This window comes from Xanthomonas sacchari, from assembly GCF_024266585.1.
Lineage (GTDB): Bacteria > Pseudomonadota > Gammaproteobacteria > Xanthomonadales > Xanthomonadaceae > Xanthomonas_A > Xanthomonas_A sacchari_C.
The window spans coordinates 2,118,887-2,138,767 of record NZ_CP100647.1 but is presented as its reverse complement, the minus strand read 5'-3'; the positions used below and the strand labels follow the sequence as shown (position 1 = coordinate 2,138,767).

The 19,881-nt window shown below is 68.7% G+C and carries 14 protein-coding genes; 3 read left to right on the top strand and 11 right to left on the bottom strand.

The annotated features are described in order from the left end of the window. Positions 1–30: 30 nt before the first annotated feature. The 7 genes from NKJ47_RS08655 to NKJ47_RS08625 all read right to left on the bottom strand — a co-directional run bounded on the left by NKJ47_RS08655 (position 31) and on the right by NKJ47_RS08625 (position 9,010). Complete coding sequence (locus tag NKJ47_RS08655) at positions 31–1,395, bottom strand: NAD-dependent succinate-semialdehyde dehydrogenase (protein WP_254461058.1); 1,365 nt, start codon at positions 1,393–1,395, stop codon at positions 31–33. A 188-nt stretch (positions 1,396–1,583) separates the two neighbouring features. Further along, entirely contained in the window at positions 1,584–2,435 is an 852-nt protein-coding gene (locus NKJ47_RS08650; protein ID WP_254461057.1) for an ABC transporter permease subunit, read from the bottom strand. Beyond that, positions 2,432–3,307, bottom strand: a complete 876-nt coding sequence (locus tag NKJ47_RS08645) for an ABC transporter permease subunit (protein WP_429002529.1) — start codon at positions 3,305–3,307, stop codon at positions 2,432–2,434. The genes NKJ47_RS08650 and NKJ47_RS08645 overlap by 4 nt, the downstream gene beginning before the upstream one ends. 83 nt (positions 3,308–3,390) lie before the next feature. After that, positions 3,391–4,533 carry an ABC transporter ATP-binding protein gene (locus NKJ47_RS08640; protein WP_254461055.1) on the bottom strand — a complete coding sequence of 381 codons (1,143 nt, stop codon included), beginning with the start codon at positions 4,531–4,533 and terminating at the stop codon, positions 3,391–3,393. A 133-nt stretch (positions 4,534–4,666) separates the two neighbouring features. Beyond that, positions 4,667–6,175, bottom strand: a complete 1,509-nt coding sequence (locus tag NKJ47_RS08635) for an efflux transporter outer membrane subunit (RefSeq protein ID WP_254461054.1) — start codon at positions 6,173–6,175, stop codon at positions 4,667–4,669. A 7-nt stretch (positions 6,176–6,182) separates the two neighbouring features. Then, positions 6,183–7,760 carry a DHA2 family efflux MFS transporter permease subunit gene (locus NKJ47_RS08630; RefSeq protein WP_254461053.1) on the bottom strand — a complete coding sequence of 526 codons (1,578 nt, stop codon included), beginning with the start codon at positions 7,758–7,760 and terminating at the stop codon, positions 6,183–6,185. Continuing rightward, positions 7,757–9,010: an HlyD family secretion protein gene (locus NKJ47_RS08625; protein ID WP_254461052.1), complete on the bottom strand. Its 1,254-nt coding sequence runs from the start codon at positions 9,008–9,010 to the stop codon at positions 7,757–7,759. The genes NKJ47_RS08630 and NKJ47_RS08625 overlap by 4 nt, the downstream gene beginning before the upstream one ends. Positions 9,011–9,523: 513 nt before the next feature. Between NKJ47_RS08625 and NKJ47_RS08620 the strand changes: the two genes are divergently transcribed. Then, positions 9,524–10,447 (top strand): IS110 family transposase, encoded by a 924-nt coding sequence (locus NKJ47_RS08620; protein WP_254458989.1) that lies wholly within the window; start codon positions 9,524–9,526, stop codon positions 10,445–10,447. 608 nt (positions 10,448–11,055) lie between these two features. Here the strand turns inward: NKJ47_RS08620 and NKJ47_RS08615 are convergent. The 4 genes from NKJ47_RS08615 to NKJ47_RS08600 all read right to left on the bottom strand — a co-directional run bounded on the left by NKJ47_RS08615 (position 11,056) and on the right by NKJ47_RS08600 (position 16,799). After that, positions 11,056–12,177 carry a polyamine ABC transporter substrate-binding protein gene (locus tag NKJ47_RS08615; RefSeq protein WP_254461051.1) on the bottom strand — a complete coding sequence of 374 codons (1,122 nt, stop codon included), beginning with the start codon at positions 12,175–12,177 and terminating at the stop codon, positions 11,056–11,058. A gap of 91 nt (positions 12,178–12,268) precedes the next feature. After that, on the bottom strand, positions 12,269–13,633 hold the full coding sequence (locus NKJ47_RS08610) for an aspartate aminotransferase family protein (RefSeq protein ID WP_254461050.1): 1,365 nt from the start codon (positions 13,631–13,633) through the stop codon (positions 12,269–12,271). 1,022 nt (positions 13,634–14,655) lie between these two features. Further along, positions 14,656–16,038 (bottom strand): glutamine synthetase family protein, encoded by a 1,383-nt coding sequence (locus NKJ47_RS08605; RefSeq protein WP_254461049.1) that lies wholly within the window; start codon positions 16,036–16,038, stop codon positions 14,656–14,658. Between the two features lie 5 nt (positions 16,039–16,043). Continuing rightward, on the bottom strand, positions 16,044–16,799 hold the full coding sequence (locus NKJ47_RS08600; RefSeq protein WP_254461048.1) for a gamma-glutamyl-gamma-aminobutyrate hydrolase family protein: 756 nt from the start codon (positions 16,797–16,799) through the stop codon (positions 16,044–16,046). A gap of 267 nt (positions 16,800–17,066) precedes the next feature. On the opposite strand from NKJ47_RS08600, the gene NKJ47_RS08595 reads away from it, so the two are divergent. Continuing rightward, positions 17,067–18,446, top strand: a complete 1,380-nt coding sequence (locus NKJ47_RS08595; RefSeq protein WP_254461047.1) for a glutamine synthetase family protein — start codon at positions 17,067–17,069, stop codon at positions 18,444–18,446. 105 nt (positions 18,447–18,551) lie between these two features. Beyond that, positions 18,552–19,859: an NAD(P)/FAD-dependent oxidoreductase gene (locus tag NKJ47_RS08590; protein ID WP_254461046.1), complete on the top strand. Its 1,308-nt coding sequence runs from the start codon at positions 18,552–18,554 to the stop codon at positions 19,857–19,859. Positions 19,860–19,881 lie beyond the last annotated feature (22 nt).

The window sequence follows — 19,881 nt, the reverse complement described above, 5'->3', positions numbered from 1 at the left end:
TTCCCCATTCTCCATTCCCGATTCCCCACCTCAAGCCACATACACCGACTTGATATTCATGAACTCATGGATGCCATGCTCGGCCAGTTCGCGACCGAAGCCGGAGCGCTTGATGCCGCCGAACGGCAGGCGCACGTCGCTCTTGACGATGGCGTTGACGAAGGCGGCGCCGCATTCGAGTTGGCAGGCCACGCGTTCGCCGCGGGCGCGGTCGGCGGTCCAGACGCTGCCGCCGAGGCCGAAGGTGGTGTCGTTGGCCACGCGTACCGCCTCGGCTTCGTCGGCCACGCGCAGGATCGCCGCGACCGGACCGAACAGTTCTTCGTCGTAGGCCGGCATGCCCGGCGCCACCTGGTCGAGGATCGACGCCGGATAGCCGGCGTGGCTGCCGCGCTCGGGTTCGCAGCCCAGCAGCGGCGTTGCGCCCTTGGCGATGCTGGCCTGCACCTGCTTGTGCAGTTCGTCGCGCAGGTCCTGGCGGGCCATCGGCGCCAGCGTGGTCGCCTCGTCCTGCGGATCGCCCAGGCGCCGCGCGGCGGCAGCGGCCACGAAGCGGCGCACGAACGCGTCGGCGATCGCCTCGACCACCACGAAGCGCTTGGCGGCGATGCAGGTCTGCCCGGCGTTGTCGAAGCGCGACTTCACCGCCGCAGCCACGGTGGCGTCCAGGTCAGCATCGTCCAGCACCACGAAGGCATCGCTGCCGCCCAGCTCCATCACGCACTTCTTCAACTGCCCGCCGGCATTGGCGGCGATGGAACGGCCGGCACGCTCGCTGCCGGTGAGGGTCACCGCGGCCACGCGCGCATCGCGCAGCACCTCGGCGGCCTGGTCGTTGTCGATGTGCAGCACGTCGAACACCCCGGCCGGCACGCCGGCATCGGCGAGCACCCTGGCGATCGCGTCGGCGCAGCGCGGCACGTTGCTGGCGTGCTTGAGCAGCGCGACGTTGCCGGCCATCAGCGCCGGCGCCAGGAAGCGGAACACCTGCCAGATCGGGAAGTTCCACGGCATCACCGCCAGCACGCAGCCCAGCGGTTCGTAACGCACGTAGCTGCGCTGCGCATCGGTGGCCACCGTCTGCTCGCGCAGATACTCGGCCGCGTGGTCGGCGTAGTAGTCGCAGGCTGCAGCGCACTTGTCGAGTTCGGCCAGCGCCTCCTTGCGCAGCTTGCCCATTTCCGCGGTCATCACCCGCTGGATCGCATCGCGCTGTTCGCGCAACTGCGCCCCGACCTTGCGCAGCAGCGCGCCGCGCTGCTCCAGCGGGGTCGCCGCCCAGTCGGGGAATGCCTGTGCGGAGGCGGCCAGACGCCGCTCGACGGCGGCGGCGTCCATCAGCTCCTGGCGGTGTTCGACCTGGCCGGTGGCGGGATTGACGGTGTCGTAAGGCATCGCGACGGACTCCTGGAAAAATGTCCGCTCAGCCTAGCGCCGCGAAGGTTGCGGCGGCGTGGCGATGGTGCCGCGTGCGATGGCTCACAGTGTTCCGCGAGGCCTGGCAGGAGCGGCTTTAGCCGCGACCGGGACCCTTTCCGGCAATGCAGATCGCGGCTGAAGCCGCTCCTACGTTGAGCAGCACCCTAGCCCGCCTGCTGCTGCGCCAGCTGCATGTCGCGCTGGCGCCGCTTCTCGCTGCGCGCCATCAGCCACCAGCCGACGACGGCGGCGATCGACACCGCCAGCACCATCAGCGTGGCCAGCGCGTTGATCTTGGGCTTCAGGCCCATGCGCACCGAGGAGAACACGGTCATCGGCAGCGTGGTCGAATCCGGGCCGGCGACGAAGTTGGCGATCACCACGTCGTCCAGCGACAGGGTGAACGCCAGCAGCCAACCCGACACCAGCGCCGGGGCGATGATCGGCACGGTGATCAGGAAGAACACCTTGAGCCGGTTGGCGCCCAGGTCCATCGCCGCCTCCTCCAGCGAGCGGTCCAGCTCCTGCAGGCGCGAGGACACCACCACGGTGACGAAGGACAACGTGAAGGTGACGTGCGCCGCCCAGATCGCCATCACGCCCTTGGGCGGAATGCCGAGCACGCCGCCCATCGACACCAGCATCATCATGATCGACAGGCCGATGATCACCTCCGGCATCACCAGCGGCGCGGTCACCAGCGCGCCGAACAGGCTCTTGCTGGGAAAACGCCGGAAGCGGGTCATCGCCATCGCCGCCAGCGTGCCGATCACCATCGACGCGGTGGCCGTCCAGAACGCCACCTTCAGGCTGATCCACGCCGCCTGCAGGATCTGCCGGTCGCGCAGCAACTCGCCGTACCACTTGGTGGAGAACCCGGCCCACACCGTCGCCAGCTTGGAGGCATTGAACGAATACACCATCAACAGCAGGATCGGCAGGTACATGAAGGCGAAGCCGGCGCCGAGTACCGTCCAGCGCAGCACCGTGCCCATGCCGCCGCGCACGCCGCTCATGCGTGCCCGCCTTCGAGCTGGCGCTGCTGGTAGCGGTTGAAGATCAGGATCGGCACCATCAACAATGCCAGCATCGCGATCGCCACCGCCGAGGCGGTCGGCCAGTCGCGGTTATTGAAGAATTCGCCCCACAACACCCGGCCGATCATCAGCGTGTCCGGGCCGCCGAGCATCTCCGGGATCACGAACTCGCCCACCGCCGGGATCATCACCAGCATGCAGCCGGCGACGATGCCCGGCCGCGACAGCGGCAGAGTCACGGTCAGGAACGCCTTCCACGGCGGCGCGCCGAGATCGTAGGCGGCCTCGAGCAGGCGCTGGTCGAGCTTGACCAGGGTCGCGTACAGCGGCAGCACCATGAACGGCAGGTAGCAGTAGACGATGCCGATGTAGGCGGCGACCGGGGTGTACAGGATGTGCAGCGGCGCATCGATCAGGCCCAATGCCAGCAGCGCGCGGTTGAGCACGCCGTTGCTGTCGAGGATGCCGATCCAGGCGTAGACGCGGATCAGGAACGAGGTCCACGACGGCAGCACCACCAGCATCATCGCGATATTGCGCGCCGACGGCGACAGCCGCGCGATCGCGTAGGCCATCGGGTAGCCGATCAGCAGGGTCAGCGCGGTGGAGATGCCGGCGATCTTGATCGAGCCCCAGTAGGCCTCGATGTACTGGTGGTCGCGCAGCAGCGCCAGGTAGTTCTGCAGGGTCAGCTTCAGCGTCAGCACGCCGTCGCGGATCTCCAGCAGTTCGCTGTACGGCGGACTGCGGATCGCCTGTTCGGAGAAGGAGATGCGCAGCACGATCAGGAACGGGATCGCGAAGAACAGCAGCAGCCACAGGTAGGGCGCGGCGATCACCAGCCAGCGCATCGCCGGCAGGGAACGCAGGCGCAAGCGCTGCTGCAGGCGCAGCCGCGGCGTCGGTTCCGACGGCACCGGCACGACGGGCGCGCTCATGCGGTCAGCACCACGCCGTCGTTGTCGTCCCACGACACCCAGACCGCATCGCCCCAGGTCATGCCTTCGCTGTCCCAGCGCTTCTGGTTGGCGAAATTGGACTGCACCCGGATGCCGCTGGGCAGGCGCACGTGGAAGATCGAATGGCTGCCGAAATAAGCGATGTCCTCGATGGTGCCGCGCGCCTTGTTGTAGGTCTGTTCGGGTTCGTCCTTGGTGATCCAGACCTTTTCCGGACGCACCGCAAACGCCACGTCCTGCCCTTCCACGCCGGTGATGCCGTGGCTGATGTAGATCGGCACCGGGAATTGCGGGCACAGCACCGTCACGTGGTCCGGGTGGTCCTCGCCGATCCGGCCCTCGAACATGTTCACCGAGCCGATGAACTCGGCGACGAAGCGGCTGTTGGGCGACTCGTAGATGTCGCCCGGGGTGCCGACCTGGCGGATGCGGCCATGCTCCATCAGCGCGATGCGCGTGGCCATGGTCATCGCCTCCTCCTGGTCGTGGGTGACCATCACGCAGGTCACGCCCGAGGTCTCAATGATGGAGACCAGCTCCAGCTGCATCTGCGAGCGCAGCTTCTTGTCCAGCGCGCCCATCGGCTCGTCCAGCAGCAGCAGTTTGGGCCGCTTGGCCAGCGAGCGCGCCAGCGCCACGCGCTGTTGCTGGCCGCCGGAGAGCTGGTGCGGCTTGCGCTTGCCGAGCGTGCCCAGCCGCACCAGCTCCAGCATCTCGCCGACGCGGCTGGCGATGGCCGCGCGCGACAGCCCATCCTGCTTCAGGCCGAAGGCGATGTTCTGCTCCACGCTCATGTGCGGGAACAGCGCATAGGACTGGAACATCATATTGAGCGGGCGCCGATACGGCGGCAGCCCGTCCAGCGCCTGGCCGTCGAGCACGATGCGGCCACGGCTGGGCTGCTCGAACCCGCCCAGGCAACGCAGCAGCGTGGACTTGCCGCTGCCGGAGCCGCCGAGCAGCGCGAAGATCTCGCCCTGGCCGATGTCCAGGTCGATGTCGTCCAGCGCGACGAAGCCGTCGAACTCCTTGCGCAGGCCGGCGATGGACACATAGCCGCCACCCTTGACCGGCGGCGGCGCCGGCAGATGGTCGGTTCTCGCTTCGCTCAACGCCATCGGTGATTCCCCGTGAAACACGCCGTCGTGCGGAACGCCGATGCCCAGGCGACCGCGGCGCGGTGAAGCTCAGTGTAGCCGTGACGGCGTGGGATTCGGGAGTCGGGAATGGGGATTGGTATAAGCAGCGCGCTCACTGCGTCGGGGCTGGCGTTGGCGCGGACGCCGGTACCGCCTGGGCCGCCCAGCCCAGGCCCAGGCTCTTCTGCAACGCCACGTAGCGCAGCAGCACCTGGGTGTGCGCCTGCAGCGCGCTGTCCTGGGCCGAGGCCTGCTGGCGCTGCACGTCCAGCGCATCGATCAGCGAGGACGCGCCGGCGGCGTAGCGTTGCTGCAGCAGCGCAGCGGACCGATCCGCCGAGGCCGCGGCCTTGTCCGCGGCCAGCGCCTGCTGGCGCGCGGCGCCGAACCGCGCCAGTGCGCCGTTGGCGTCCTGCAGCGCGGCCAGCACCGTGCCCTCGTAGGCGGCCAGGCGCGCGGCATTGCCGGCGCGGGCCTGTTCGACCTTGGCGCGGGTGGCGCCGAAGTCGAACAGCGACCATTGCAGGAACGGCGCCACCACGCTGTTGACCGCATCGCGGCCGAGATCGCCCGGCGAGGTCGCGGCCATGCCGATGTTGCCGAGCAGCCGCACTTGCGGGAAATAGGCGCTCAGCGCTTCGCCGATCTGCGCCGACGAGGCGGCCAGTTGGCGCTCGGCGCGGCGCACGTCGGGGCGCCGGCGGATCAGCGCGCCGGCATCGTCCACCGGCACGCGCGCCGGCAGCGTCGGCAACGGCCGGTCCGCGGCCAGCTCGGCATCGAGCGCGCCGGGCGCGCGGCCGATCATCAGCGCCAGTTGGTCCAGCGCCACCTGCGCCTGCGCCTGCAGGTCGGGCAGCACCGCTTCCTGCTGCTGCAGCTGCGCCTGTGCGCGTTCCACCTGCAGGTCGGCATCGGCGCCGCGCGCGCGGCGCTGGCGGGTCAGCTCCAGGGTCTGCCGGGCGGCCTCCAGGTTGCGCTGGGCGACGGCCATGCGCGCACGGGTGCTGCGATAGCCCAGATAGGCCTGCCCCACTTCCGCGGCGATCTGCACCTGGGTATCGGCCAGGTCGGCCTCGTCGGCCTGGGCGTCGGCCAGCGCGCCTTCGCTGGCGCGGCGGCGGCGGCCGAAGAAATCCAGTTCCCAGCTGGCATCGAGGCCGACGTTGTAGAGCTGCGTGCGCGGATTGATCTCCACCGGCTGGCCGGTGCCGGCAGCGATGCTGCCCACGCGATCGGCCAGCGCATCGGGCAGCCTGGCGTTGAGGTAGGCGGCATTGGCGCCGACGCTGGGCAACTGTTCGGCATGGCGCTGGTCGACCAGGGCGCGCGAGGCGCGCAGGCGCGCCTGCGCCACGCGCAGGTTGGGGCTGTGCTGCAGGGCCTGCTCGACCAGCAGGGTCAACTGCGGGTCCTGCAGGGTGTCCCACCAGCGCTGCGGCGGCGGGGCCGGCACCACCCCGGCGGCGGCGGCCGTGGCATCGGCGCGGTGCAGCCGCGGCTGCGCCAGCGCCGCCTCGGCTACCGGCGGCGGCTTCACGTAGTCCGGGCCAAGCATGCAGGCCGACAGCAGCGACGGCAGCGCGGCGGCGACGAGAACGCGGGAGAAACGCTGGGCCATGGAATCCTCAATGCATCGCGAGCGGAGCGCCGCCCTTGGGCAGCGGCTTGAGCAGGAACGCCAGCGGGATCGTGCACACCACGATCACCCCGAAGATCCAGAACAGATCGTTGTAGGTCATCACCAGCGCCTGCTGCTGCACTAGCCGCGCCAGTTGCGCCAGCGATTGCATCGCCGCGCCGGCGCCGGACGCCGACTGCAGCTGTGCGGCGATGCCGTGCAGGTAGTCCTGCGCCAGCGGCGAATTGGCGGTGGTGCCGCTGCCGAGCATCTGCGTGTGGAACACCATGCGCCGCTCCTGGAAAGTGGAGATCAGCGCCAGGCCGATCGAGCCGCCCATGTTGCGCGCGGCGTTGAACAGGCCCGAGGCGTCGCCGGCCAGGTCCGGCGGCACCGAGGAGATCGCCGCCTGGTTCAGCGACATCAGCGCCAGTGCCAGCCCGCAGCCCTGCAGCAGCTGCCCGGCGACGAAATGCATGCCCACCGACTCGGTGGTCAGGTGGATGTTGACGAAGCAGGCGCTGGCGAAGCAGGTCAGCCCGCCGAGCACCAGCACGCGCACGTCCACCGTGGTCAGCAGCTTGGGCATCATCGGCATCAGCAGCACCGTGGGAATGCCCGACAGCAGCACCACGTAGCCGGACTGCTCGGTGTTGTAGCCGGAGATCACCGCCAGGAACTGCGGAATCATGTACATGACCCCGAACAGGATCATGCCCACCGCCATCACCATCACGAACACCGCGCCGAAGCTGCGCTGCAGCAGGATCGACAGGCGGATCACCGGTTGCCGGCTGACGAACTGCGAGGCGACCAGGGCGACGAAGCCGACCAGCGAGACCACGCTCAGCAGCACGATCTCGGTGGACTCGAACCAGCGCTCGCGCTGGCCCTCCTCCAGCACCACGGTCAGCGCGCCCAGTCCCGCGGTCAGGCCGAAGATGCCGAGCCAGTCGGCGTCGAGCAGCCCGCGCAGGTACATGCGCTCGTGCGGCAGCCCGAGCAGCAGCAGCGCCACCAGGCCGGCGCAGACCGGCACGTTGAGGAAGAACGCGTAGTGCCAGCTCACGTTCTCGGTCAGCCAGCCGCCCAGCAGCGGCCCGATCACCGGCCCCAGGATCACGGTCATGCCGAACAGCGCCGTGCCCAGGGTCTGCTGCGCCGGCGGCAGGCGCGTGGCGACGATGGTCAACGCGGTCGGGATCAGCGCGCCGCCGGCGAAGCCCTGGCCGACGCGGCCAAGGATCATCATGGTCAGGCTGTTGGACAGCCCGCACACCACCGAGAAGAAGGTGAACAGCAGCGCGCAGATCAGCAGGAAATTGCGCAGCCCCAGGGTGCGCACGAACCAGCCGGTCAGCGGGATCATCACGATCTCGGCGACCAGGTAGGAGGTCGAGATCCAGGTGCCCTCGGTGCCGCTGGCGCCGACCTCGCCCTGGATGGTCGGCAGCGCGGCGTTGACGATGGAGATGTCCAGCGTCGCCATGAACGAGCCGATGGTGCCGGCAGCCACCGCCAGCCAGGCGCCGGTGTCGGCCTTGCGCGGCGCATGCGCGCCCGCCGCCGCGGCCGCTTCGCTCACGGGTTGCGCCCACGCGGGGCGACCGCATCCTGGCCCTGCACGTCCTCTTCCTCCACGCGTTCCTTGGCGTCCTTGGCGCTGCGCGTATCGACGGTCACCGTCACCGACATGCCCGGCACCAGCACCTTGCGCGCCTCGGCGCCGGCCTTGATCCGGATCCGCACCGGCACCCGCTGCACCACCTTGGTGAAGTTGCCGGTGGCGTTCTCCGGCGGCAGCAGCGCGAACTGCGAACCGGTGCCGGGGGCGATGCTCTCGACCACGCCGTCCAGTTCCACCCCGGACAACGCATCGACCTCGATCCGCGCCGGCTGCCCCGGCCGCATCAGCCCGACCTGGGTTTCCTTGAAGTTGGCGCTCAGGTACAGCGCGTCCACCGGCACCACGCTCATCAGCCGGGTGCCGGCGGCGACGAACTGGCCGACCTGCACGGTCTTGTCGCCGATGCGGCCGGCGATGCGCGCGGTCAGGCGGGTGTCCTCCACGGCGACCTGCGCCTGCGCGGCATCGGCCTGCGCCTGCGCCAGGCCGGCGCGCGCCTGGTCGAGCTTGGCCGCGGTGCCCTGCACCTGGCTCTCGGCGGCGGCGACCTGGGCCTTGGCCGCGTCGAACTGCGCCTGCGCGCGGTCGCGATCGTGGACGATGCTTTCGTAGTGTTCGTGGGTGTCGGCGCCGGAGGCGGCCAGCGGCCCGAAGCGCCTGGCCTCGCCCTGCGCGAAGCGCAGGCTGGCGGCGGCGGCGGTGACCTGGGTGCGCGCCTGCAGCAGGCTGGCGCGCTGCGCCTGCAACCCGGCCTCGGCGGCGGCGATGTCGGCCTGGCGCACCGCGATCGCGGCCTGCGCCTGCTCCAGGGTGGCGCGGTAGGTGCGCGGGTCGATCTCCAGCAGCGGCTGCCCGGCGGCGACGGCCTGGTTGTCGCGCACGTACACCGCGGTCACGTAGCCATTGACCCGTGGCGCCACCGCGACCGTGTCGGCCTGCAGGTAGGCGTTGTTGGTCTCCTGCAGGTAGCGGCCGGTGGTGAGGTAGTAGATCAGCCACACCACCAGGCCGATCGCCACCAGCAGCCCGATCAGCAGCAGGGTCCATTTGACCTTGGGGTTCTTCAGCGGGGACGGGGTGTCGGACTTGCCGGCGGCGGCGCCGCCCGCGTCGTCCCGGCGCTTGCCGGCCTGGCCCTGGTCGGCCTGGGGGTCGTGCGCGGCGCCCTGCCGCGGCGCCTGCGAGGAGTCTGGGTCGTGGTTGCTCAAGTCGCTGGTTCCTGGGGAGAGGAAGAACGTCGCCGGGTCGGGATGGCGACAGCACCAAACGGTAGCGTACGCCGGAACGGCGCATTGTTTGTACCGGCGAGTACAGGATGCGTGAGCATGGCATGGCGGGGGGCGTGCGGATGCCACAGGCCGGCGGCGCGCATGGTTCAGCACCAGGCGCGAGGGCTTGTCGGAAGCGACATCGGGGGGCGCGCATCACCGTAGGAAACGCGCGTGCAGGAGCGGCTTCAGCCGCGACGAGGCATCCCTGGGAAAACCCGTCGCGGCTGAAGCCGCTTGTGTCAAATGAGGGTCTATCGTTGTAGGTGAGAGCGGAGTGCGGCAGGCCGTTTAGCCGCAGTGCCAGCAAGCACGAGTAGGAGTCAGCGCCGCCGCACCCCGTATCTCCTGCCTCATCAGCCCGAACAGTTGCCCGAGTCGCGAGCTCGAACTCCACAAGCATGGGCATCGGCAGGAGTGCTCTCGTTCCTGAGTCTACTGCGGAGAACGTCTATGCGGCGCTATGTCGGGATCGATGTATCCAAGGCCGAACTGGTCATTCATGTCCTGCCGGACGAGCAGGCCTGGACCCAACCCAATACGCCACAGGGGCAGCGTGTGCTGGCCCAACGCCTGGTGGAGCTGGGCTGCGAGCGGATCGTGCTGGAAGCCAGTGGCGGCTACGAACATGCCGTGCTGCGGGTGCTCCGAGAGGCGGCCCTGCCTGCAGTGCGGATGGCCGCCGATCGTCCGCGCAAGCTAGCCCAAGCCTTGGGCCTGCAGGCCAAGACCGACGCCCTGGACGCGCGCCTGCTGGCCATCGCCGCCCAGCACATCCCGACCACGCCCACGACCGTGGTGCCCGAGCACCAGCAGTCTCTTCGCGAACTGTTGGACCTGCGTGCCACCCTGGTGGGCCAGCGCGATGCCCATCGGCGGCGCCTGGAACACATCACCAGCGCCAAGGTGCAACACCGCTGCCGAGAGGTGATCGCCCTGCTGAACCAGCATATCCAGACATTGACGCAGGAGATCGAGCAGCAGGGCAAGACCTGCTCGAGCTTGCCCAAGGTACCTGGGCTCGGCACGATCCTGCGCGCGGTCCTGGCCGCGCGGTTGCCAGAGCTGGGCACGCTGCCGCCACGCAAGCTCGCCGCCCTGGTCGGGCTGGCCCCGTTCAATCACGACAGCGGCTGCTGGAAAGGCCAACGTCGCATCAAAGGCGGCCGTGCCGACGTGCGAGGCGTGCTGTACATGGCCACCTGGGCCAGCATCCGCGCCAAATCCCCCTTGGCCAACACCTACGCGCGCTTGCGCGCGGCCGGCAAGCCGGCCAAGGTCGCCATCGTCGCCTGCATGCACAAGTTCCTGCGCTGGCTCAATGCCATCGCGCGCGATCAGGCACCGTACGCTCCTCCGGTTATCGCTGGGGCATGACAGTTGACTCCTACGGGCAACACGGCTTGCCAAGCTGCGGCAGGAAGGCGCGCTAGCGGCGGCCTTCGTCGCGAAGCGCGAAGACGCCGTGTGCGTCGGGCTGCATGCCGTCGGGACTGAAGTCCCTCCCACAACGGACGCAGTGCTTGGCTGGTCGACGTGGGTGAGAGAGGGCTTTGTCCCTGTCGCATAACAACCGCGACGGCTTGGCGGCGCGCCCCGCGCGCGCTGGTGGGCGTTGCGGGAGCGACCTAAGGGCAGCTTCCATCACATGCCTTCGCCACGATCAAGTTCGCCACGATCAAGCCGAATGGACGCTGCCCCTGTAGGAGCGGCTTCAGCCGCGACGGGCGTTACCGGGAAGGCTGTCGCGGCTGACGCCGCTCCTACGGGCAACGTGGCTTGCCAAGCTGCGGCAGGAGGGCGTGTTAGCGGCGGCCTTCGTCGCGAAGCAAAGACGCCGTGTGCGTCGGGAGCATGCAGTCGGGACTGAAGTCCCTCCCACAACGGGCGCATGCGCTCGCCCTGGCCGTGCCGGGGACCAGCGCGGCGTGCCGCCTGCCCCGGTCAACCCCAGGGCGTCTCCCGGGAGCGCGAACGCCAGCGGCTCAACGGCCGGTCTTGATCTCCGTCCACAGGCGGGTGTACAGCTTGTCCACTTCGGGCGGGTTGATCGAATAGGTGAACATCTTCGCGGCCACTTCCGGCGGCGGATAGATGGTGGGGTCGTTGCGGATCGCCGCGTCCACCAGCGGGGTCGCCTTCGGCACCGGGTTGGCGTAGTGGATGAAGTCGGTATTGGCCGCGGCCACCTTCGGCGTCAGCAGGTAGTTGATGAACGCATAGGCGTTCTCCGGATGCTTGGCGTCCTTGGGGATGGCCAGCATGTCGAACCACTGCGGCGCGCCCTCCTTGGGAATCGAATAGGCCACGTGCACGCCGTTCTTGGCTTCCTCGGCGCGGTCGCGCGCCTGGATGATGTCGCCCGACCAGCCCACCGCCAGGCAGGTGCTGCCGTTGGCCAGCGAGGTCACGTACTGCGAGGAGTGGAAGTTCTGCACGTACGGGCGGATGCGCTTGATCAGCGCCGCGGCCTGCTCGATCTTGGCCGGATCGGTGCTGTGCGGATCCTCGCCCAGGTAGTGCAGCGCGATCGGGATCAGGTCCGACGGCGTATCCAGCAGGGTCACGCCGCAGTCCTTGAGCTTGGCCAGGTTCTCCGGCTTGAACACCAGGTCCCAGCTGTTGGCGATGTCGGTGCTGCCGAACGCGGCCTTGACCTTGTCCACGTTGTAGCCGATGCCGGTGGTGCCGACCATGTACGGCACGCCGTACTTGTTGCCCGGATCCTGCTGGGCGATGCGCTGCATGATCTGCGGATCGAGATTGGCCAGGTTGGGGATCTTGCTCTTGTCCAGCGGCAGGAACACACCGGCCTGGATCTGCCGGCCGAAGAAGTTCAGCGTCGGCACCACCACGTCGTAGCCGCTGCCACCGGCCAGCAGCTTGGTCTCCACCATCTCGTCGCTGTCGAACACGTCATAGGTGACCTTGATGCCGGTCTGCTTCTCGAACTCGGGAATCGTGTTCTCGGCGATGTAGTCCGAATAGTTGTACACATTGAGGACCTTCGCCTCTTCCTGCCCCGACTTGCCTGCGTCGCTGCCGGAGCCGCCGCAACCGGCGAGCAGCACCGTGGCCAGGGATAGGGTGAGCAGTCGCAGGGTCATGGCAGGTCTCCGCAGGTCCATGTAGGGTCGGAAGGATCCGCGCGGCGCGCCGGATCCGGAAGAGAGAGGCTCCAGACTACCCAGCGCCGGGCTATTTGCCCAGCGCCTGCGCCGTGTCCTCCAGCGCCAACCAGGCCTTGTCGAACAGTTCGTCGACCTGGGCGCGGCTGAGGATCAGCGGCGGCGACAGCAGCATCGCGTCATTGGTGGCGCGCAGGATCAGGCCGCGGCGCAGCGCGTTGTCGCGGCACAGCGCGCCGACCTTGCCGCGCTCGGGGAAGTAGTGCCGGCGCGGCTTGTCCGGCACCAACTCGAGCGCGCCGATCATGCCGACGATGCGCGCCTCGCCGACCAGCCGGTGCTCGCCCAGCTCGGTCCAGCGCTGCGCCAGGTAGGGCGCGATCTCGCTGCGCGCGCGTGCGACGATGCCCTCGTCCTGCAGCAGGCGCAGGTTTTCCAGCGCCACCGCCGCGCACACCGGGTGGCCGGAATAGGTGCCGCCGTGGGCGAGCTCGCCGCCCTGCTCCTTCAGCACGGTGGCCACGCGCTTGCCGAACATCGCCGCGCCGAGCGGGATGTAGCCGGAGGTGATGCCCTTGGCGAGGGTCATCACGTCCGGCTGGAAGCCGAAATGCTGCGCCCCGAACCATTCGCCGGTGCGGCCGAAGCCGCAGATCACCTCGTCGGCGACCAACAGCACGTCGTAGCGGCGGCAGATGCGTTCGATCTCCGGCCAGTAGCTGCGCGGCGGGATGTACACGCCGATCGCGCCCATGATCGGTTCGCCGATGAACGCGGCCACCCGCTCCGGCCCCAGCTCCAGGATCTTGTCCTCCAGCCGCCGCGCGGCCAGCAGGCCGTATTCCTCGGGGTCCAGGTCGGCGCCGTCGCCGAACGGGTATGGCGGATCGATGTGGTGGATGTCCGGGATCGGCAAGCCGCCCTGGCGGTGCATGCCCTTCATCCCGCCGAGGCTGGCGCCGGCCATGGTGGTGCCGTGGTAGCCGTCGTGGCGGCCGATGAAGATGGTCTTCTGCGGCTGGTCCTGCACCGCCCAGAAGTGCCGCACCAGGCGCAGGATGGTGTCATTGGCCTCGGAGCCGGAGTTGGTGAAGAACGCATGGTCGAGGTCGCCGGGCGTCAGTTCGGCGAGCTTGGCGGCCAGGCGGATGGTGGGTTCGGTGGTGCACTGGAAGAAGCTGTTGTAGTACGCGAGCTGTTCCATCTGCCGCGCAGCGGCCTGGCCGAGTTCCTTGCGCCCGTAGCCGACGTTGACGCACCACAGGCCGGCGAAGGCGTCGAGCAACTGGTTGCCGTCGGCGTCCCAGACGTAGGCGCCGTCGCCACGGGTGAGGATGCGGGTGCCTTTCTGCGCCAGGGCGCCGTTGTCGTTGAACGGGTGCAGGTGGTGCGCGGCATCCAGGTCCTGCAGGGCGCGTGTGTCGATCCGGTCCATGTCCACTCCAATGTCGATACCAAGGCCGCCGCCGCGGCCGTGCTTTGCAGTTACAGTTGCAGTTTCTGTTGCAGTTTCTGTTGCTGTTGTTCTTGCCGTTGCTGTTGTTGTTGCTATTGCTTCGGCTGTTGCAGTTGTTGTTGCTTTTGACTTACCGGGTTCCCTTCCGAAGCGGCGGCCAGCCCGGGGAAAAACCCCGAAGGGGCGGCGCACATGGATGTGCGCCGTCCGCGGCAGGGGCAGGATGCCCCTTCCGCGGATCCCCGGGCTGGACGCGGACCCGGAGCGCGTTAGCGCGGAGGGCGCGAGGCAGGGTGTGCTTTCTTTTGGTTACTTTTCTTTGCACAAGCAAAGAAAAGTAACTCGCCGCAAGGCGAAAGCTTTGCTCTTGCTCTAGCTGATGCGGCGGCGACCGCTGGATCATAGGAGCGGCTTTAGCTGCGACAGCGAGAGTCCACTGTCCCTGTCGCGGCTAAAGCCGCTCCTACAGATCTTCTCGTCCGACAGGCAAACTTCAATCAACAGCAGTAGCAACAGCAAAAGTTTTAAAGGCTTTCGCCCTTGCGGGCGAGTTACTTTTCTTTGCTCGCGCAAAGAAAAGGTAACCAAAAGAAGCGCTTTACCACAGCCGAAGGCTGGTCAAGCGCGCCCTGCCTTCGCGCCCTCCGCGCTGCGCGCTCCGGGTCCGCGAACCAGACGGGATCCGCGGAAGGGGCTTGGCTGCTCCGCAGCCAAGTCCGGGGCAGTCGCCTCGCGGCGCCAGCCCGCCCGCCGGGGCGAAGCAGTGCTTCGCCTTTTTCCGGCGAGCCCTGCCCCTGCCGCGGACGGCGCACATCCATGTGCGCCGCCCTTCAGGTTTTTCCCGCCTGGTTCGCCGCTCCGGAAGGGAACCCGGTAAGGCAAAAGCAACATCAACGTCCGGAGCAAGAGCAACGTCAGGAGCAACAGCAACAGCAACAGCAGCGGCAACGGCAACGGCAACGGCAACCTCGATGTTCTGGCTGGCTAGCGCGAACCGCCCCCTACACGTTCAACAACAGGAACTCCCGCTCCCACGAGCTGATCACCCGGAAGAACGTCTCGTACTCCTTGCGCTTGACCGAAATGTACGCCCGCACGAAGCGCGGACCCAACAACTCCTGCAACGGCGCGCAGCGCTCCAGCTCGTCCAGCGCCTCGCCCAGCGAGCGCGGCAACTGATAGCCCATCTCCTTGCCACTGCCCGTGGTCGGCTCGGTCGGCTCGAGCTTCTCGCGGATCCCGAGCAGGCCGCAGGCCAGCGTTGCCGCCATCGCCAGATAGGGATTGGCATCGGAACCGGCAAAGCGGCTTTCCACGCGCATGTTCTCGATCGTATCGATCGGCACCCGCAGGCCGCAGGTGCGGTTGTCGAAACCCCACAGCACGTTGCTCGGCGACACCTCGCCGAACATCAGCCGGCGGTAGGAATTGACGTTGGGCGCGAAGAACGCCATCGCCATCGGCACGTACTTCTGCAGGCCCGCCAGATAATGGGCGAAGGTGCGGCTGTACTCGCCGGCACGGCGGCCGCTGAAGACGTTCTTGCCGTGCTTGTCCACCAGACTCTGGTGGATGTGCATCGCACTGCCCGGCTCGTTCTCCATCGGCTTGGCCAGGAACGTGGCGTAGACGCCGTGGCGCAGCGCCGCCTCGCGCATGGTGCGCTTGAACAGGAACACCTGGTCCGCACGCGACAACGCGTCGTCGTGAGTGAAGTTGACCTCCAGCTGCGCCGCGCCGGATTCGTGGATCAACGTGTCCACGTCCAGTTCCATCGCATCGCAATAGTCGTACATCAGGTCCAGGATCGGATCGAACTCGTTGACCGCGTCGATCGAATACGACTGCCGCGCCGTCTCCGGCCGCCCCGAGCGGCCGGCCGGCGGCAGCAGCGGGAAATCCGGATCGGTGTTCTTCTGCACCAGGAAGAACTCCAGCTCCGGCGCCACCACCGGCTTGCAGCCGATCGCCGCATATGCCGCCAGCACCCCGCGCAACACGTTGCGCGGCGCCAGTTCGTGCGGCTGGCCTTCCTTGGTGTAGCAATCGTGGATCACCTGCGCGGTAGGGTCGGCGGCCCACGGCACCATCCGCACCGTATCCGGGTCCGGGCGCAGCTGCATGTCCGAATCCGACGGCGAGGTCAGGTCGTAATAGTCGTCCGGATAGTCGCCGGTGACGGTGGTGGCGAAGATGCCTTCGGGCAGGCGCGTGCCGTAGTCGTGCGAGAACTTGGCGGCGGGGATGATCTTGCCGCGGGCATTGCCGGTGATGTCGGGCACCAGGCACTCGACCTCGGTGATGTGGCGCTCCTTGAGCCAGCGCCGCAGCGAACTTTCCTGCTGTTCCGGCGTGTGCTTGCGCGATCGGGATCGACTGGCCATGGGAATCAGCGCCTGCGGGTGGCCGCATAGTGGCGACAGGCGTCGCCGAAGGATTGGAAGATGCCGAGATAGAACGGGTCGTCGAGCACCCGCCACTCCGGATGCCATTGCACGCCGAGCAGGAAACCGGGACCGATGCCGCGGAAGGCCTCGACCAGCCCGTCCGGTGCCAGCGCCTCGACGATCAGGTCGCCGCCGAGCCGGGCCACGCCCTGGCCGTGCAGCGAATTGACCCGCACCCGCCCGCAGCCGGCGATCTCCTCCAGCCAGCCGCCTTCGCTGAGCGTCACCTCGTGCGCCGGTGCGTACTGCGCCTCAAGCGTCGCCTGCGGATCCTCGCGGTGATCGGACAGCCCCGGCTGCGCGTGCACCTTCTGGTGCAGGGTACCGCCGAGGGCGACGTTGACTTCCTGGAAGCCGCGGCAGATCGCCAGGATCGGCAGGCCCAGCGAGATCGCCTGCGGAATCAGGTCCAGCGTGTTGGCGTCGCGCGCCGGGTCGTGCGGGTTGCCGAGCCAGCTCGGCTCGTCGCTGTAGTGATGCGGCTCGATGTTGCTGACCGCACCGGTCAGCAACAGGCCGTCGAGCCGCGTCAGCCAGGCGCGGGCATCGACCGGCGGCTGCAGCGACGGCAGCAGCACCGGGGTCACCCCGGCGCCATCGACGGCGGCGCGCAGATACTTTTCGCCCGCGGCCAGGAACGGATGATGGCCGATGAGCTTGCGGTCGGTCGGCACGCCGACCAGGGGCGATACGGCCATGCGAAGAACTCGTGTGGCGTCGTCGCAAGTTACCGCGGGCGTTTTATTTTTACAACACGAGGCAATGCGGAACACGGCACAGACCGAGTGCGCGATGCCGTGACCTGAGCAGCGCAACGCAGCAATTGCTGCCTGCCACTCGGCAAAACCGGGCCACCGCCGCACGATAGCGCGACCGCACGTCCGCGCATCGTACCCGGCGCCTGTTGAGTATTCTTGACGCCACGGCGCTCTGCTAAGCTCGAAGCATTCCCGCCGTCCGCCGCGATGACCCGCATGCACGATGCTCCGCTGCTGCCCCCGGAGGATGCCCAGACCCTGCAGTGCATCGCCGGCTGCGAGCAGATCGACCTGCTGCTGCCGGACTGCAACGGCCTACTGCGCGGCAAGCGCATCGCCCGCGACGCGCTGGACAAGGTCTACCGCGACGGGGTGTGCCTGCCGATGTCGCTGATCGCCACCGACATCACCGGCAACACCGTCGAGGAAACCGGACTGGGCTACGACATCGGCGACGAGGACCGGCTGTGTTTCCCGGTGCCCGGCAGCCTGCGGCCGGTGCCATGGGCGCCGGTACCGTCGGCGCAACTGCTGCTGGCGATGCAGGACGGCGCCGGCGGCGCACTCGACTTCGCTCCGCGCCAGGTGCTGGCGCAGGTAGTGGCCCGCCTGCAGGCGCGCGGACTGACCCCGGTGATCGCGGTGGAGCTGGAGTTCTACCTGTTCGACCCGCACGCCGATGCGAACGGACGCCCGCAGCCGCCGCTGCAAGCCCACAGCGGGCGGCGCAACGACAGCACCCAGGTCTACTACATGCAGGAACTGGACGACCAGCGCGGCTTCACCGACGCGGTCGCGCAGGCCTGCCGCGCGCAGGGCATCCCGGCCGACACCGCGGTCGCCGAATACGCGCCCGGCCAGTTCGAGATCAACCTCAAGCACCGCGCCGATGCGCTGGCCGCCTGCGACGACGCGGTGCTGCTCAAGCGCGCGATCAAGGCGATCGCGCAGCAGCAGGGGCTGCTCGCCAGCTTCATGGCCAAGCCGTTCGCCGCGCAGTCCGGTAGCGGCCTGCACCTACACGTGAGCCTGCTCGATGGCGCCGGCCACAACCTGTTCGCCTGCACCCCGCAGGGGCCGGCCGCGCCCTTGCGGCATGCCATCGGCGGGCTGCAGCGCAGCGCCGAGGACTGCCTGCTGTTGTTCGCGCCGCACGCCAACAGCTACCGGCGCTTCGTCGCCAATGCCTTCGTCCCGCTCAACGACAGCTGGGGCTTCAACAACCGCACCGTGGCGATGCGGGTGCCGCACAGCGACCCGGCCAACACCCGCATCGAACACCGCATCGCCGGCGCCGACGCCAATCCCTACCTGGTCGCCGCGGCGGTCCTGGCCGGCATCGAACACGGCCTGGCGCAGGGCCTCGATCCGGGCCCGCCGACCCAGGGCAACGCCTATACCCAGCACCCCGCGCGCGAACCGGACTGGCGCGGCGCGATCGCCCGCTTCCTGGCCAGCGACTTCGCCGCCACCGCCTTCGGCGCGCGCTTCCGGCATATCTACGGCCAGCAGAAGCGCCGCGAACTGCTGGATTTCCAGGCGCAGGTCAGCGATGTGGACTATCGCTGGTATTTGCGCACGGTTTGACGGCGGGGAATCGGGAATGGAGAAGCGGGAATCGAAAGCAGCAACAGCGAAAGCGCCTGCCGCCCAGGGCATGGTGTGCCAGCGCCACCGCAGCAGTGCGCGGCCATGACCAGCGCTTCTCCCATTCCCGATTCCCGAGTCCCCCTTCCCGACGCTTCCTGGTACACACAAAGCGCCACGCCGTTCCCGGCGCAGGAACCGCTGCGCGGACGGGTGCAGGCCGACGTGTGCATCCTCGGCGCCGGCTATACCGGGCTGAGTGCGGCGCTGGCCCTGGCCGAGGCCGGGTATCGGGTGGTGGTGCTGGAGGCGCAACGGGTCGGATGGGGTGCCTCCGGGCGCAACGGGGGGCAGGCCATCGTCGGCTACGGTTGCGAACAACACACCCTGGAAGCCCTGCTCGGCCAGGACGATGCGCGGCTGCTGTTCGACTTCTCCCGCGACGGCATGCACTTGCTGCGCACCCGCATCGCCCGCCATGGCATCGCCTGCGACTGGCGCGACGGGCACGCGCACGTGGCGATCAAGCCGCGCCAGGAACGTGCGCTGCGCGCCGGCATCATCGAGATGGCGCAGCGCTACGACTATCCGCTGCAATGGTGGGACCGCACGCAGTTGCAGTCGCAGCTGCGCAGCCCGCGCTACCTGGGCGCGATGTACGACGCGGCCAGCGGGCACCTGCATCCGCTGGACTACGCGCGCGGCCTGGCACGGGCGGCGCTGGCCGCCGGGGTGCGCATCTACGAGCGAACCCCGGTCACGCACCTGGTGCGCGGCGCGCGGCCGATCCTGCGCAGCGCGCACGGCGAGGCCGAAGGCGAGTTCGCCATCCTCGCCGGCAATGCCTGGCTACGCGGCATCGCCCCGGAACTGGAGTCGCGGATCATGCCGGTCGGCACCTACATCGGCGCCAGCGCGCCGCTGGGCGAGGCGCTGGCCCGCGCGCTGATCGGCAACGACATGGCGGTGGCCGACGTCAACTGGGCGCTGGACTACTTCCGCCTCAGCCGCGACCACCGGCTGCTGTTCGGCGGCCGTGCCAGCTATTCGTCGCTGCCGCCGCCGGGCCTGCGCGGGGTGATGACCCGGCGCATGCGGCGGGTGTTCCCGCAACTGCGCCAGGTCGAAATGGAGTCGGTCTGGGGCGGCTACGTCGACATCACCCGCAACCGTGCCCCGCATTGGGGCCGGCTGACCCCGAACGTGTACTTCGCGCAGGGCTTCTCCGGCCATGGCGTGGCCGCCACCGGCCTGGCCGGGGCGGTCATCGCCGCGGCGATCGCCGGGCAGGCGCAACGGCTGGACGTGTTCGCGCGGATTCCGCACGCGCCGTTCCCCGGCGGCCGCCTGCTGCGCACGCCGCTGCTGGTGGCGGCGATGTCCTGGTACAAGCTGCGCGACGCACTCTGGTAGCAGCGCGCCGCCCTCAAGTTTG

Coding starts and splice junctions, on each gene's coding strand:
- NKJ47_RS08600 (WP_254461048.1), bottom strand. CDS start 16,799: ATGGCCGTATCGCCCCTGGTCGGCGTGCCGACCGACCGCAAGCTCATC.
- NKJ47_RS08640 (WP_254461055.1), bottom strand. CDS start 4,533: ATGGCGTTGAGCGAAGCGAGAACCGACCATCTGCCGGCGCCGCCGCCG.
- NKJ47_RS08650 (WP_254461057.1), bottom strand. CDS start 2,435: ATGAGCGGCGTGCGCGGCGGCATGGGCACGGTGCTGCGCTGGACGGTA.
- NKJ47_RS08590 (WP_254461046.1), top strand. CDS start 18,552: ATGACCAGCGCTTCTCCCATTCCCGATTCCCGAGTCCCCCTTCCCGAC.
- NKJ47_RS08595 (WP_254461047.1), top strand. CDS start 17,067: ATGACCCGCATGCACGATGCTCCGCTGCTGCCCCCGGAGGATGCCCAG.
- NKJ47_RS08655 (WP_254461058.1), bottom strand. CDS start 1,395: ATGCCTTACGACACCGTCAATCCCGCCACCGGCCAGGTCGAACACCGC.
- NKJ47_RS08645 (WP_429002529.1), bottom strand. CDS start 3,307: ATGCGCTGGCTGGTGATCGCCGCGCCCTACCTGTGGCTGCTGCTGTTC.
- NKJ47_RS08610 (WP_254461050.1), bottom strand. CDS start 13,633: ATGGACCGGATCGACACACGCGCCCTGCAGGACCTGGATGCCGCGCAC.
- NKJ47_RS08620 (WP_254458989.1), top strand. CDS start 9,524: ATGCGGCGCTATGTCGGGATCGATGTATCCAAGGCCGAACTGGTCATT.
- NKJ47_RS08615 (WP_254461051.1), bottom strand. CDS start 12,177: ATGACCCTGCGACTGCTCACCCTATCCCTGGCCACGGTGCTGCTCGCC.
- NKJ47_RS08605 (WP_254461049.1), bottom strand. CDS start 16,038: ATGGCCAGTCGATCCCGATCGCGCAAGCACACGCCGGAACAGCAGGAA.
- NKJ47_RS08635 (WP_254461054.1), bottom strand. CDS start 6,175: ATGGCCCAGCGTTTCTCCCGCGTTCTCGTCGCCGCCGCGCTGCCGTCG.